Source organism: Pseudomonas sp. FG13 (assembly GCF_057809755.1).
Window position 1 is genome coordinate 103,998 of record NZ_JBMDKO010000006.1, and the last position, 14,814, is coordinate 118,811.

General features: G+C 61.6%; 13 protein-coding genes. 10 read left to right on the forward strand and 3 right to left on the reverse strand.

Going from position 1 to position 14,814, the window contains the following annotated elements; genetic code table 11:
* Nucleotides 1-14 precede the first annotated feature (14 nt).
* The 4 genes from ACODTO_RS07985 to ACODTO_RS08000 all read left to right on the forward strand — a co-directional run bounded on the left by ACODTO_RS07985 (nt 15) and on the right by ACODTO_RS08000 (nt 4,773).
* On the forward strand, nt 15-1,394 hold the full coding sequence (locus ACODTO_RS07985) for a UDP-glucose dehydrogenase family protein (protein ID WP_139645697.1): 1,380 nt from the start codon (nt 15-17) through the stop codon (nt 1,392-1,394).
* 275 nt (nt 1,395-1,669) lie between these two features.
* Nucleotides 1,670-2,377 (forward strand): HPP family protein, encoded by a 708-nt coding sequence (locus ACODTO_RS07990; RefSeq protein ID WP_139645693.1) that lies wholly within the window; start codon nt 1,670-1,672, stop codon nt 2,375-2,377.
* A gap of 133 nt (nt 2,378-2,510) precedes the next feature.
* Nucleotides 2,511-3,617 carry an enoyl-CoA hydratase/isomerase family protein gene (locus ACODTO_RS07995; protein ID WP_489106234.1) on the forward strand — a complete coding sequence of 369 codons (1,107 nt, stop codon included), beginning with the start codon at nt 2,511-2,513 and terminating at the stop codon, nt 3,615-3,617.
* A 4-nt stretch (nt 3,618-3,621) separates the two neighbouring features.
* On the forward strand, nt 3,622-4,773 hold the full coding sequence (locus ACODTO_RS08000) for an acyl-CoA dehydrogenase family protein (protein ID WP_139645689.1): 1,152 nt from the start codon (nt 3,622-3,624) through the stop codon (nt 4,771-4,773).
* Nucleotides 4,774-4,892: 119 nt separating this feature from the next.
* Here the strand turns inward: ACODTO_RS08000 and ACODTO_RS08005 are convergent, their stop codons facing one another.
* The gene (locus ACODTO_RS08005) at nt 4,893-5,819 is read right to left on the reverse strand and encodes a Gfo/Idh/MocA family protein (RefSeq protein ID WP_489106235.1); all 927 of its coding nucleotides are present in this window, start codon (nt 5,817-5,819) and stop codon (nt 4,893-4,895) included.
* A gap of 258 nt (nt 5,820-6,077) precedes the next feature.
* On the opposite strand from ACODTO_RS08005, the gene ACODTO_RS08010 reads away from it, so the two are divergent.
* From ACODTO_RS08010 to ACODTO_RS08020, 3 genes are all read left to right on the forward strand, one after another.
* Complete coding sequence (locus ACODTO_RS08010) at nt 6,078-6,506, forward strand: DUF2628 domain-containing protein (RefSeq protein WP_139645685.1); 429 nt, start codon at nt 6,078-6,080, stop codon at nt 6,504-6,506.
* A gap of 243 nt (nt 6,507-6,749) precedes the next feature.
* The gene (locus ACODTO_RS08015; protein ID WP_139645684.1) at nt 6,750-7,748 is read left to right on the forward strand and encodes a response regulator; all 999 of its coding nucleotides are present in this window, start codon (nt 6,750-6,752) and stop codon (nt 7,746-7,748) included.
* Between the two features lie 3 nt (nt 7,749-7,751).
* Nucleotides 7,752-8,705: a sensor domain-containing diguanylate cyclase gene (locus tag ACODTO_RS08020; protein ID WP_175386038.1), complete on the forward strand. Its 954-nt coding sequence runs from the start codon at nt 7,752-7,754 to the stop codon at nt 8,703-8,705.
* A gap of 2 nt (nt 8,706-8,707) precedes the next feature.
* Here ACODTO_RS08020 and ACODTO_RS08025 read toward each other — a convergent pair whose 3' ends face one another.
* Nucleotides 8,708-9,577 carry a LysR family transcriptional regulator gene (locus tag ACODTO_RS08025; RefSeq protein WP_139645680.1) on the reverse strand — a complete coding sequence of 290 codons (870 nt, stop codon included), beginning with the start codon at nt 9,575-9,577 and terminating at the stop codon, nt 8,708-8,710.
* Nucleotides 9,578-9,692: 115 nt separating this feature from the next.
* Between ACODTO_RS08025 and ACODTO_RS08030 the strand changes: the two genes are divergently transcribed.
* The 3 genes from ACODTO_RS08030 (at nt 9,693) to ACODTO_RS08040 (ending at nt 13,218) form a co-directional block, all read left to right on the forward strand.
* The gene (locus tag ACODTO_RS08030; RefSeq protein ID WP_139645678.1) at nt 9,693-10,301 is read left to right on the forward strand and encodes a LysE family translocator; all 609 of its coding nucleotides are present in this window, start codon (nt 9,693-9,695) and stop codon (nt 10,299-10,301) included.
* Nucleotides 10,302-10,497: 196 nt separating this feature from the next.
* Nucleotides 10,498-10,971: a (2Fe-2S)-binding protein gene (locus tag ACODTO_RS08035; RefSeq protein WP_139645676.1), complete on the forward strand. Its 474-nt coding sequence runs from the start codon at nt 10,498-10,500 to the stop codon at nt 10,969-10,971.
* Between the two features lie 12 nt (nt 10,972-10,983).
* Nucleotides 10,984-13,218, forward strand: a complete 2,235-nt coding sequence (locus ACODTO_RS08040; RefSeq protein WP_489106236.1) for a xanthine dehydrogenase family protein molybdopterin-binding subunit — start codon at nt 10,984-10,986, stop codon at nt 13,216-13,218.
* 13 nt (nt 13,219-13,231) lie between these two features.
* Here the strand turns inward: ACODTO_RS08040 and ACODTO_RS08045 are convergent, their stop codons facing one another.
* On the reverse strand, nt 13,232-14,809 hold the full coding sequence (locus ACODTO_RS08045) for a methyl-accepting chemotaxis protein (protein WP_489106237.1): 1,578 nt from the start codon (nt 14,807-14,809) through the stop codon (nt 13,232-13,234).
* Nucleotides 14,810-14,814 lie beyond the last annotated feature (5 nt).

Sequence of the window (14,814 nt, forward strand, 5' to 3'; positions counted from 1 at the left end):
AGGGGGCCCACCAAATGAAAATAACGGTATTCGGTAGTGGTTATGTAGGGTTGGTGCAAGCCGCCGTGCTGGCCGAAGTGGGCCACGACGTGATCTGCATGGACATCGACGAGCAGAAGGTCGAAAGCCTGCGTCAGGGTCAGGTCAGCATCTACGAGCCGGGCCTGGCGCCATTGGTGCGTGAAGGGATTGAAGCTGGAAGGCTGCATTTCACCAGCGATGAGCGGCTCGCCGTACAGCACGGCCAGGTGCTGTTCATCGCGGTCGGTACGCCGTCCAGGGAGGATGGGGCGGCCGATCTGTGCCAGGTGATGGCGGTCGGTGAGGCTGTCGCCCGTTATCGCGAGCAACCGGTCCTGTTGGTGGAAAAGTCCACCGTACCGGTGGGCACCGGCGACGCCCTGCGGGCACACATCGACAAATGCCTGATCAAGGCCGGTCGCCTGCTGCAATTCGATATCGCGTCCAATCCGGAGTTTCTCAAGGAAGGCTCGGCGGTTGCCGATTGCCGCCGCCCGGATCGCATCGTGGTCGGCTGCGAGCGCGATGAGGTCCGGGAAATCATGCGTGACCTGTATGCGCCGTTCAATCGCAATCACGACCGGGTCCTGTTCATGGACCTGCGCAGCGCCGAGCTGACCAAATACGCCGCCAATGCCATGCTCGCGACCAAGATCAGCTTCATCAATCAAATCGCGGAACTGGCGGAGCACCTGGGGGCCGACATCGAATCGGTGCGCCTGGGTATCGGTGCCGATTCACGCATCGGCTATCACTTTATCTACCCGGGCTGCGGCTACGGCGGCTCGTGCTTTCCCAAGGACATGCGCGCCCTGATCCACAGCGCCGAGCAGGCCCATTGCGCCAGCGACCTGCTGCAAGCGGTGGAAGCCATCAACGGGCGCCAGAAACACAAGCTGTTCGAGCGGATCAAGGCGTTCTACAACGGCGATCTGCGCGGAAAAACCTTTGCCCTGTGGGGGCTGGCTTTCAAGCCCAACACCGATGACATGCGCGATGCGCCGAGCCGCGTGCTCCTCGAATCGCTGTGGGCCTCCGGCGCAACGGTCCGGGCGTTCGATCCGGAGGCGATGCAGCAGACCCAGCAGCTCTACCCCAACGAGTCGAAACTCCTGCTGATGGGCACCCCGGAATCGGTCTTGCCGGGCGCCGACGCGCTGATCATCTGCACCGAGTGGCAGCCTTTCAAGGCACCGGACTTTGCGCTGATCCAGCAACGGCTCAAGGCGCCAGTGGTGTTCGATGGCCGCAATTTGTATGACCCGGAGCGCATGGCCGACAGGGGCTTCACCTATTTTCCGATGGGGCGCGGGCAGTCATGCGATTTGCCCATCGCACCGCACACGCCGTACCCGATCCCCCGAAGCGCTTAACCCTGTGAAAGCCGGGCTTGCCCGCGAAGGCGTCGACACATTCAACATCTGAAGTGACAGACAGACCGCTTTCGCGAGCCAGCCCACTCCCACGTTGGGAGCACACCGTTACTTCAAAATAAATGATCTCAAACAGCATTAATATGAATTTGTAAGCGAGGATGCTGGGCGTCACACTGTGCGGCGTTCCTTCCCCAATTGTTGGAGCACTTAAAGGGCTTTCAGGGATTCTCCCGTAAGCCCCTTTTTTTGTTCGCTTTTTGGATTTGTGCTCAATGCTTTCTCGCTGGTTCCCCGCGGCTATCAATACCCGTCCCACCGAATGGAGCCGCGCCGCCATCGGCATGGCCCTGGGGGTCATGTTCAGTGTCTGGCTCTGCGGCCAGGTGTATGGCCTCGACGTGGCGCAACACCTGATCGGCCCTCTCGGGGCTTCAGCGGTGCTGCTGTTCGCGGTGTCTTCGGGCGCCCTTGCCCAGCCCTGGTCGATTTTCGGCGGTTACCTGTGTGCCTCGGTCGTGGGGCTGCTGGTGGCCCATGTGTTGGGCCGCACGCTGGGCAGCGCCTGCCTGGCAGCCGGCATGGCCCTGGTATTGATGTGTTGGCTGCGCTGCATTCATCCACCGGCCGGCGCCCTGGCGGCGACCTTGGTGCTGGCGGACTCGTCCGTCGCCGCCCTCGACTGGCAGGCCCTCGGCGCGGCCATGCTGGCAGGTTCCACCCTGCTCGTCAGTGCGCTGGCGTACAACAACCTGACGCGGGTGCGCTATCCGAAGCGGGCCAGCGAGCCGGTGGCCGTCATTCCCGCCGACCATCCCCCCGTGGACCGCCAGGCCATCACCGCCGAGGACTTGAAGCTGGCTCTTGCGGAAATGGAAGCATTCTTCGACGTAACCCCTGAAGATCTCGAACAATTGATCCACGCCAGCGAGCGAAATGCCAAGCGCCGCAGCATCACGGAGGTGCTGTCGGGTCGCGAGTGAGCCTGTGGCTGCTATAAATATGCAGACAGGACCTGCACGTATACCGGTTGTGCGAGGCAATTTTGCACTGTTACGATCCCGACCGGATACGCGCGACACAATTCATAAAGACAATAAAAGCAGGGAGTTAGCGATGACTGCTCAGGTTTCATCCCAAGCCACAGGGAGCGTCGAAGTCGTGGCCTGTGAGGTGTTGGTCGAGGTTCGCAACCACATCGGCCATCTGACCCTGAACCGCCCCGCCGGCCTCAATGCCCTTACCCTGGCCATGGTGCGCAGCTTGCAGCAACAACTCGATGCCTGGCTTACCGATCCGCAGATCCACGCGGTGGTGTTGCGCGGCGCCGGAGACAAGGCGTTCTGTGCCGGTGGCGATATCCGTTCGCTCTACGACAGCCACAAGCAAGGCGACACGCTGCACGAAGACTTTTTCGTCGAGGAGTACGCCCTCGACCTGACGATCCACCATTACCGCAAACCGATTCTCGCCCTGATGGACGGTTTCGTCCTGGGCGGCGGCATGGGCCTGGCACAGGGCGCGGACCTGCGAGTGGTGACCGAGCGCAGTCGCCTGGGCATGCCCGAGGTCGGCATCGGTTACTTCCCGGACGTGGGCGGCAGTTATTTCCTGCCGCGCATCCCTGGCGAACTGGGTATCTACCTGGGGCTCAGCGGTGTCCAGATAAAGGCGGCCGACGCGTTGTACTGCGGCCTGGCCGATTGGTATCTGGAAAGCCGCAAGCTCGCTCAACTCGACGAGCGTCTCGACCGCCTGGAATGGAGCGACATGCCGCTCAAGGATCTGCAAAGCCTGCTGGCGAAACTCGCCGTGCAGCAACTGCCGGCCCCGCCCCTGGACGGCCTGCGTCCGGCCATCGATCACTTCTTCGCCCTGCCCGATGTGCCAAGCATGGTCGAGCAATTGCGCCAGGTCACCGTCGCCAACAGCCATGAGTGGGCGCTGCAAACCGCCGAGCTGCTGGAAACCCGTTCGCCCCTGGCCATGGCGGTCACGCTGGAGATGCTGCGACGTGGTCGCCACTTGAGTCTGGAAGACTGTTTCGCCCTGGAGCTGCACCTGGACCGGCAATGGTTCGAGCGCGGCGACCTGATCGAAGGCGTGCGCGCCCTGCTGATCGACAAAGACAAGAAGCCACGCTGGAACCCGCCAACCCTGGACGCGCTGGACGCGAACCGGGTGGCGAGTTTCTTCGACGGCCTCGATCACCTCGGGAACTGAGTCCATGCACGACCTCGAACTGACTGAAGAACAAGTGATGATCCGCGACATGGCCCGGGACTTTGCCCGTGGCGAAATCGCGCCCCATGCCCAGGCGTGGGAAAAGGCCGGTTGGATCGACGATGGCCTGGTGGCGAAGATGGGTGAACTGGGCCTGCTGGGCATGGTGGTGCCCGAGGAATGGGGGGGTACCTACGTCGATTACGTCGCCTACGCCCTGGCGGTGGAAGAAATCTCCGCCGGTGATGGTGCCACCGGGGCGCTGATGAGCATCCACAACTCGGTGGGCTGTGGGCCGGTCCTCAACTTCGGCACCGATGAACAGAAACAGACCTGGCTGGCCGACCTGGCGAGTGGACAGGCCATTGGCTGCTTCTGCCTGACCGAACCCCAGGCGGGTTCCGAGGCCCACAACCTGCGCACCCGCGCCGAACTGCGGGACGGCCAGTGGGTCATCAATGGCGCCAAGCAGTTCGTCAGTAACGGCAAGCGGGCGAAACTGGCGATCGTGTTCGCGGTGACGGACCCGGACCTGGGCAAGAAAGGCATCTCGGCCTTCCTGGTGCCGACCGATACGCCGGGCTTCATCGTCGATCGTACCGAGCACAAGATGGGCATCCGCGCTTCGGACACCTGCGCCGTCACCTTGAACAACTGCAGCGTTCCCGAGGCCAACCTGCTGGGGGCGCGTGGCAAAGGCCTGGCGATCGCCCTCTCCAACCTTGAAGGCGGCCGGATCGGCATCGCAGCCCAGGCCCTGGGCATCGCCCGGGCGGCATTCGAGGCCGCCCTGGCCTACTCGCGGGATCGGGTGCAGTTCGACAAGCCGATCATTGAGCACCAGAGCATTGCCAACCTGTTGGCCGACATGCACACCCGCCTGAATGCCGCCCGCCTGCTCATCCTCCATGCTGCCCGCTTGCGCAGCGCCGGCAAGCCCTGCCTCTCAGAAGCCTCCCAGGCGAAGCTGTTTGCCTCGGAAATGGCCGAAAAGGTCTGCTCTTCGGCGATGCAGATTCATGGCGGCTACGGCTATCTGGAGGACTATCCGGTGGAGCGCTACTACCGCGATGCACGGATTACCCAGATCTATGAAGGGTCGAGCGAGATCCAGCGGATGGTCATCGCCCGGGAATTGAAGAACTACCTGGTGTAAAAGCATCGCGAGCAGGCTCGCTCCCACATTGGAACTATGGAGTACGCAATATTTGCGTACACCACGGACCCTGTGGGAGCGAGCCTGCTCGCGATAGCGGTCTACCTGTTACAGCGCGATCAATCGTAGAACGGTTCAACCAACGTCCGGCTGCCAACAAAAAAGCTGTCCGCCACCAGCCGCAGCGGTTGCAGGTCCAGGTCACTGGCTTTGTCGGCGATCAGCTGTTGGAAATGTCGATACACCGCCGCGTACTCGCCCTCCTCCGAAACCGCCTGGCGCACGCCATCGATGCTCAACAGGGCACCACCGTTGTCCAGGCGCAAGGTGCCTTCGGCGCAACGGATTTCGATGCTCCAGAGTTCATCATGACCGTGGTCGAAATCGAACTCCGCGCGGATATCGAGGTGGCGGGCATCCGACATCTGTATGCTTGCGGCGATAGGCGATTGGCAGTTATCGGGAACCCGCAGCTGTGCCGATTTGACAAACAGCGGCCGCGGCAACAGATGGGTCGCGATCGACAAGGCATTGATGCCGGGGTCGAACACGCCCAGGCCGCCCGGTTGCCAGATCCACGCCTGGCCGGGATGCCATTTGCGCACGTCTTCCTTCCAATCGATCTGCACGCTTTGCAGGGTGCGGGTGGCCAGCCAGTCCCGGGCCGCCTCGATCCCGGGTGCGTAGCGCGAATGCCAGGCAAACAGTGCGCTGACGCCCAGCTCCCCAGCCTGGCTGACCAATGCCATCGCTTCGCCGAGGGTGGCGCATGGCGGCTTTTCCACCAGGACATGCTTGCCGGCGGCCAGCGCCTGCTCCACCAGAGCGAATCGGCCCTGCGGCGGCGTGCAAAAGGCAATCGCATCAACCTGGGGGCCGTTTACGAGCAGCTCGCCCAGGGACTTGAAATTCTCTACCCCGGCACAGGGCTGCCCCTGCGTGGCGACCGCCACCAATTGAAACGCCGGATTGGCGTGGATGGCGGGTACATGTTGATCTTGGGCAATCTTGCCGTAGCCCACCAGACCGAGACGAATCGGTTGCATCTAGGACTCCTGATTTTTTGTATTTGTGATCGGCCAGCAAACTAGACGTAAATCGCCTGGCAGACAATGGGACAGCGGAATTTCCTGCGAGTCATGACGCCCTCGTAGTCCTACGCGCGGTGAGAGTGATGCGCGTCACAGATCAAACGGGCGCCTGTTCCGCCGAAGGGGCTTTTTTCCGCGTAAACGCTTATAAAGCGCTCAGGAATTCGCGGAAGAACGTTTTACCACTGCATGGACCATCAAGGAGCCGTAAACATGAGCACCACCGAACACGTACAAGGCACTGGCAAATACAGCGCCAAATGGCAGGAACGCTTTAATTTCTTTGATACCTATGGCGCGCCGAACGATCCGCGACACAAGGAAGCCTTCAAGGCGCTACCAGGCTTCAAGAAGAAGATGCTGATCAATGCCAACGTGATTGCCTTCTTCTTCGGCCCGATCTACCTGTTCGTCCTGGGACTCTGGAAGAAGAACCTGGCCATGATCGGCATCATGATCGGCATCAGCATCGCAGTGAGTGTGATTTTTGCGCTCATGGGCACGGAATCTCCAAGGGCGCTGGATTCGGGCATGAGCGCGGCCTTTTCGGTGATGTACGCGATCATGACCAATTACGCGTACTACCTGAAAGAAGTCAAAGGCGAGCAAAGCTGGAACCCGTTCGAAGGCATGCGTTTCTGATCGCAGCTTCCGGCCGCTCAAGAGCCCGCACCTCGCCATGAGTGTGCGGGCTTTTTGTTTGCGGGCCAAAGCGTTGCGGATGAATCGAACTTCCAGAAAGACCGCCTGTTCCAAAGGAAAGACCGTTGAAAATCCGGCGAGCTCATCGTTCTTGCTCTTCGAGGCTCATAACCCTGGTGACTAGGTGGTCTTTGTAAGCCTATGGCATGATGCCCTAGTACTTTCCCTGATGAGAGGCTGGTTGTGTCAGAGATTCCCCTAGTGGTGTGTGATGACTCCAACATGGCCCGTAAGCAAGTGTTACGGGCATTGCCGGCGGACTGGTCGGTATCCATTACCGAGGCCAGTAACGGCCGCCAGGCCATGGAGGCCATACGCAAGGGGCTGGGCCAAGTGGTACTGCTCGACCTGACCATGCCGGAGATGGATGGCTACCAGGTGTTGAGCGCCTTGCGCACTGAAGGGTTGAAAGCGCAAGTCATCGTGATTTCCGGTGACATCCAGGAAGAAGCGGTGCGCCGCGTCAGCGAACTGGGCGCCCTGGCGTTCCTGAAAAAGCCTTTCGACGAAAACGAATTGCGCCAGACCCTCAGCCGCCTGGGCCTGCTGACGAAAGCCACGCAGGCGCCGCTGCAGCATCGTCCGACAAGCAACACCGCCATCCATTTTCACGACGCATTCCGCGAGACGGTCAACGTCGCCATTGGCCGGGCCGCCGCCCTGATCGCCAAGGTCCTGGGCGTCTTCGTGCAGTTGCCGGTCCCGAACGTGAACGTCCTCGAAGTCGGCGAGTTGCACATGGCGCTCGCCGACGCCGGCAGCTCTCAGCAGCTCACAGCCATCTGCCAGGGTTTTATCGGCAGCGGCATCGCCGGTGAAGCCCTGCTGATGTTCCATGACTCGGAAGTCGCCGATATCGCGCAATTGATGCAGCGCCAGAGCGCCGATTATTCGGACCTGGAAATGGTGCTCGATCTTTCCAGCGTATTGATCGGCGCGTGCCTGAGCAGTATTGCCGAGCAGATCGATGTGGTGTTCTCTCAAGGCCATCCGCAGGTGCTCGGCCAGCATGCGGCGATCGACGAGCTGATCCGGGTCAACCAGACCCGCTGGAAAAAGACCCTCGCCGTGGAAATCAGCTACAGCCTGGAAGGCCACGACATTCGCTTCGACCTGTTATTGCTGTTCACGGAAGACTCAATCGAGCGGTTGACCCACAAACTCGCCTACTTGATGAGCTGAGCCATGAACAATCCTGTTGATCTGAACGAATTCCACTGGTTGCTGGCGATTGTCCAGAGCATCGATGTCGGCGTGGTGGTGCTTGACCGCGACTATCGGGTGCAGGTCTGGAACACGTTCATGGAGAACCGTTCCGGGGTCCAGCCGAAGGATGCCCATAACCAGCATTTCTTCAGTCTGTTTCCCGAAGTCGACCAGCAATGGTTCAGCCGCAAGGTGGAAAGCGTCGCCGCCCTGGGCACGCCTGCCTTCACCGTCTGGGAACAGCGTCCCTACCTGGTGCGGTTCAAGAACTATCAGCCGATCACCGGCCACGAAGCGTTCATGTTCCAGAACACCACCCTGCTGCCCCTGCGCTCCCCTGACAGCAAGATCAACCATATTTGCCTGGTGATCTATGACGTCACCGACGTCGCCACCAACCGGCATCAACTCCAGGCCGCCAATGCACAGCTACAGCTGTTGTCCAGCACCGATCGGCTGACCGGCCTGTACAACCGTGGGTATTGGGAAGAGAACCTCAAGGCCACCTATGCCCGGCATCAACGCTATGGCAATAACTCCAGCCTGGTCATGTTCGACATCGACCACTTCAAGCGGGTCAATGACACCTATGGCCACCAGGCTGGCGACAAGGTCATCGAGCAGGTCGCTAGCCTGGTCCGCGAGCACGTGCGTGACTCCGACGTGGCCGGACGCTATGGCGGCGAAGAGTTCGGCGTAGTGCTCTCAGACACTGACAAGGCCGGTGCTCGGATGTTTGCCGAGCGTCTGCGCAAGGCCGTCGAAGAAATGGACGTGCAGTACGGCGACAAGGTCATCCGTTTCACCATCAGCCTGGGGGTGGCCGACCTGACCCAGCCATCGAACAGCCATGCAGACCTGATCGCCTGGGCGGACGAGGCGTTGTACACCTCCAAGAAAACCGGGCGCAATCGGGTGACGGTGCACGAGTAGCGCTATGTAGCCTGCTGGCTCCTCAACGCACCGATGATGAAGGCGTGAAGGCTGTTCACAGCCTTCGAACCGCGAGAGGCCCGACTGCGAAAAACCGACACCTCCATCGGTTCTATGCCGCCCAGATCATGTTCGTTGCCGAGCACTTGCAATGAGGCCGGGACACTGCACTGAGTGATGGCGGCGATGGCAATCCCACCTTCCACCGCCGCGACTTGACCAGCGAGGCTGGAACTGTTGTAGACCACCTTATACCGACGGCCCTGCAGCGTTAACGAATTGACTGCATTGCGCCGGGCCAGGCTGGCACTTTCGTAGACCGCGATCGGTATGGGGTCGCGCCGCCAAAGTTCGAACTGAGGCGACCCCACCCACACCATGGGTTCCTTGAAGAGAAATGTACCCCGCTGGGGGGAGTCCCTGGAGACCAGCGCCAGGTCCAGGTCCCCATTCACCACCCGTGGAATCAAGGTCGTCGACTGTTCGCAATCCAATTCTATTTCAACACCCCCATAGCGGGGAGCGAAACGCTTGAGCACAGGCGTCAGGTACTTGGCCGCGTAATCCTCGGCAACGCCCAGCCGTATACGCCCGGTCAGCTCTTCGCCATGAAAAGCCGCCTGCGTCTCGGCATGCAGCGCCACCATGCGCCGCGCATAGCCCAGGAGGGTCTGACCATCGAGGGTCAGCTGCAGATGCCGCGGGCCGCGACTCAACAACTGCCGCCCAAGCGCCGCTTCCAGTTTCTTCATCTGCATGCTCACGGCGGACTGTGACCGATGCACCTCAAGGGCCGCGCCCGAAAGCGAACCGGCGTCCACCACCGCGACAAAGCACTTGAGCCAGTCCATCTGCAAATCGCCGGAAGGCATGTCCACGACCCCTATTCGATAATCGAATGTCTAAGCCATGAATTATGCGCTTCCGTTGACCGGCTTTCATCCCCAGGATGTGGGGAGCGGACGTTGCGTTTGACTGGAGAACATCATGCCTTTCGAGACCTGGCTGCTTTACCTGGTGACCTGCTGCGGCATCGCGGTGGTGCCTGGGCCCAACGCGTTGCTGGTCCTGACCCACGGCGCGATCCATGGCAACCGCAAGACGCTTTTCACCATCAGTGGCGGTGTGTTGGGCTTCGTCGTGATGCTCTCGTTGTGCGCCCTGGGGCTAGGTGCACTGATCCAGGCCTCCGTGACCGGGTTCATGGTGCTGAAGATAGCCGGCGGGCTTTATCTCATCTGGCTGGGCCTGGGATTGTGGCGGTCGGCACCTGTTTCCCTGGACGTGGATGCCGTGACGGGATCCGGCCCGTGGTCACTGTTCCGACAGGGCTTGTTGTCGGCGGTCTCGAATCCCAAGGCACTGTTGCTGTTCACCGCGTTTATCCCGCCCTTCCTGGACCCGCACAGGAACCTGCTCGTCCAGACCGCCGCTATCGCGCTGACCTATGCCGTCGTGGAGTTCATCGTCGAGTACATCGTGGCCACGGCGGCGTATCGGGTCAGGCCATGGCTGGCTCGGGCCGGGCGTCGGTTCAACAAGGTCTGCGGCGGTTTTTTCGTGGCGTTTGGCCTGGTGCTGCCCGTCCATTCCTGAGTGCGGGTATCCGCGCCGAGCGACGTTGGGTTGAGCCAACGTACCTTAGGGTGATCGATCCAAACAGAAAGATAGGAGGACAGGCCGACAGGCCAATTCGCAGGATTGGGCAATCATCAGCCTGAATTGTGCAATGTGCCTGGGGGATTCCTTCCTATAGTTGATCGGAGCCAAACCTTGCGGAGCAAGTCCCACCATGAGCGCCCTCAACATCAATGGCCGTGAGTACACGGTCGACGTCGATCCTGGCACCCCGATCCTTTGGACACTGCGTGATACGTTGGGCATGACCGGCACCAAGTTCGGCTGCGGCGCAGCCCTGTGCGGTGCATGCACGGTTCACCTGGACGGCCAGGCCATCCGCTCCTGCGTGACGCCGATCGCAGCCGCCGAAGGCAGGAAAATCACCACCATCGAAGCCGCTACCGACGGCAGCGATCCGGTCGGCACGGCGGTGCATGAGGCCTGGGTCAAGCATGACGTCGCGCAATGTGGCTACTGCCAGAGCGGCCAGATCATGAGCGCGACCGCTTTCCTCAAGGCCCAACCCAAGGGCAAGCAACCCACCGCCGCCGAAATCGACTCGGCCATGGCCGGCAACATCTGCCGCTGCGGTACCTATGTCCGTATCCGTGCTGCCGTGGCCGATGCCGCCAAAGCCCTCGCCTGACCGGAGTGCGCCATGCTGAACGACATTTTTCCTGACGAACTCCCCCGCACCCTGCAATCGATCTTCACCGACGACATGGGCAGTCTCACCACACTCCCCCGGCGCAGTTTTCTCAAAATCGTCGGCATTGGCGGGCTGGCCTTGGGGGCATTCCCGCACCTGGCCCTGGCACAACAAGCCGGCGACGGTGCGCAGGCGCTCAAGCCGACCCAGCAACCGTCGGCGTTCGTGCAGATCGCGCCCAACGGCGAAGTAACGGTTACCATCAATCGCCTGGAGTTCGGCCAGGGGGTGCAGACCGGACTGCCCATGATTCTGGCCGAAGAACTCGATGCCGACTGGAACCTGGTGCGTACCCGCAACGGCAGCAACGACTCGGCTTATCAGGACCCGAGTTTCGGCATGCACATCACCGGTGGCTCCAACTCGATCAAGAACAGCTACACCCAATACCGTGAATTGGGCGCTCGCGCTCGCGCCATGTTGCTCGCGGCGGCGGCTGCGCGCTGGAATGTGGATGCGGCGAGCCTTAGTACCCAGGCGGGCATGGTGCTAGGCCCTGGAGGCCGAAAAGCGAGCTACGGAGAACTCGCCGATGCGGCGATGGCGTTGCCCGTGCCTGAAACAATCACCCTCAAGGATCCCAAGGACTTCCGCATCATTGGCCAGGCAACCACACGCATCGATGCCAAGGCCAAGAGCAGCGGCCGGCAGGATTTCGGCATCGACATGCACCTGCCTGGGCAGCTCACCGCCGTAGTGGCGCGCCCTCCTGTATTCGGGGCCCGTATCGCTTCGCTGGATGACAGCGCGGCGCGTGCCACCCAAGGGGTAAAAGCCGTCCTGCGAGTGCCGCTGGACGGAGGGGCCGAAGGTGTGGCGGTGGTCGCGGACGGCTACTGGCAGGCGAAAACCGGCCGCGATGCGCTCAAGCTGCAATGGGATACCTCCACGGTCGAGAAGGTGGACAGCGAAAAGCAACTGGCGCAGTACCGGGACCTGGCCAACCAGCCCGGCCCCCTGCATTTCGATGCTGACATGACGCCGCTTGCCAAGGCCCCGCATCAGTTGGAAGCCGAGTTCCTGTTCCCCTACCTCGCTCACGCGCCGATGGAACCGTTGAACTGCACCGTCCAGGTTTCCGGCGACCGCGCCCAGCTATGGGTCGGTACGCAGTTCCCCGGTGGCGACGGTGTCGCGGCGGCACGGGTATTGAATCTCAAGCCCGAACAAGTCCAGGTCAATGTGCAGACGGCAGGCGGTGGCTTTGGCCGGCGTGGTGTACCTTCCGGCGACTTCGTCGTGCTCGCCTGCGAAGTCGCCAAGGCCGCCCGCAGCGCCGGGCTCGATGCGCCTATTCGCACCCTGTGGAGTCGTGAAGACGACATCAAGGGCGGTTACTACCGCCCCATGCACTTGCACCGCGCGCGGATCGGTTTCGATGATAACGGCAACGTCCTGGCCTGGGATCACGTGCTGGTCGGGCAATCGATCCTCGCCGACACGATGTTCGGCGCCCGGGTGCAGAACGGCATCGACCCTACGGCCACGGAAGGTTTGCGCGACCCTTATCCGCTGCCGATGCGCCTGACGGTGCATCATCCCAAGCTCAACGTTCCCGTGTTGTGGTGGCGCAGCGTGGGCTCCACGCATACGGCCTTCGTAATGGAAACATTGATCGATGAGATTGCCCGGACAACCCGGCAGGATCCAGTGGCCTATCGGATGAAGCTGTTTGCCGATCAAAGCCCACGCCATCGCGCCGCGCTGCAACTGGCGGTAGACAAGAGTGGTTACGGCAAGGATCAACTAGCCGAAGGCCGGGCCTGGGGCGTGGCAGTGCACGAGTCGTTCAGCTCAGTGGTGGCCTACGTGGTCCAGGCCTCGGTACAGAACGGCCGTCCGGTGCTGCATCAGGTGACCGCGGGCGTGCACTGCAACCTGGCCGTCAACCCGCGCAGCGTCGAGGCGCAGGTACAGGGCGCGGCCCTCATGGGCTTGTCCATGTGTCTGCCGGGCGGCGCCGTCACGTTGAAGGACGGCGTGGTGCAGCAAAGCAACTTTGCCGATTTCAGCGTGCCACGCATCACCGATACGCCGGAGTTCTCGATTCACATCGTGCCTAGCGCGGATCCACCCACAGGCATGGGTGAACCCGGCCTGCCGGCGTTGGCACCGGCCTTTGCGAATGCGGTGGCGAGCCTGACGGGCAAGCCGCTGCGTCAGTTGCCGTTCAAACTGACGTGACTGAGTAGCTCGATCAAGCGGCTCCGGCTTTCCCATGGAACGCCTGCCCCAACACCGCCAGCCGTTCCGCCAACGGTGGCAGGCATTGGCTGCTGCGCGTCAGGATGCCGATGTTGTCGGCGTTGCGCTCAGCCACGGCCTGCACGGTTTGCAGGCGCTCGTTGAGACCCAACGACGCCTTGGACTGTTCTTGGGTGGTGCTGGCGATCAAGTCGTTGAAATGGTTGATCACCGCGATGTCCTCCACCACGGCGTGTAAGAGTTGCGAGGCCAATTGGCTGGCGGACACACAGCGCTCCACGCCGTCCCGGCTGTCCTGCATGGCGACAGCGGCCTGACGGCTGCCTTGCTGGAGCTTAGCGATGATCTGCTGGATTTCCGTGGTGGATGTCGAAGTCTTCTGTGAAAGGCTACGCACTTCATCGGCCACCACCGCAAACCCTCGCCCCTGCTCACCGGCCCGGGCGGCCTCGATGGCCGCGTTCAGGGCCAGCAGGTTGGTTTGCTCGGCAATGCCGTTGATCACATCGAGCACCTGGCCGATCTGTTGCGCCTGATCGGCCAGGACTCGCACGGTTTCGTTGGTCAGATTGATGCGCGCGGCCAGTTCGACGATTTCCTCGCGGGTCTGGTCCACTGTGCTGCGTCCCCGGGTAACCTGCTCGTTGGCCTGCCCGGCGCGCTGTAGGGTCTGGTCGACGTGGCCGGCAATGTTCTCCATGGCCTGGACCAGATGACCGATCGCCCCGCTCATCTGTGCCACTTCATCCAACTGGTGCCGGGCGCCGCTTTCCAAGGTCTGTCCGACCTGGGACAAATCCTGGCCAAGGTCGGAAAGATTACGGGTGTCGCGTACCACGCCATCCACCAGTTGGGTGACCTGCCGCAGGAAATGATCGAAGCGTTCCCCCGAAGACACCTTGATGCCCTGGCTGCGCCGGTTGTCGGCGTCGCTGCTGAGCTGCGCGGCGGCCGCAAGTACCTTGTCCAGTACATCCTGGTTTTCCGTGGCGTCCATCAGGCTCTGGTTCGCCAGGTAGATCAGGATCACGCTCTCCACCACGACATAGAAGGCATGGACGAAGACCATGCCCCAGCTGCCGTGGTCGGCCATGACAAATACCGGGAATCCCTGATGCTGCAGCCAGTGGAAGCCAAGATGGTGAACAGCGATCGTCGCGGCGGCCACGACAATGGGCAGCCAGTCACGGTAGAACGTCAACACGGCCAGCAGGACGAAAATCCCGAAATGGAATTCGACGACGCCATGCGTCTGATTGATGTGCAAGGCGGCCATGACCATCAGTGCCACGGCGATGACACATCGCATGAGCCGCGTACCGCCCAGGCCACGGTACAGCGCGGTGGTCAACAGGCAGGTCGTCGCCCCCACCAGCAGCGCCTGGAGGAAGGTCGAATACATGAAGGCCAGGCCCAGAGAGTACAGCAGCGTGAGCCAGAGCAACCCCAGCATGATGCGATCAGCTTTGCGGTGGTGGTCGTTGAAACGCGCCGGCGATGTCATGGGAATGTCCTTTTCATGTACCTGATGGGTTCCGTGAGCGATGCCGCGCGCAACCGCTATCGGCATGTCGG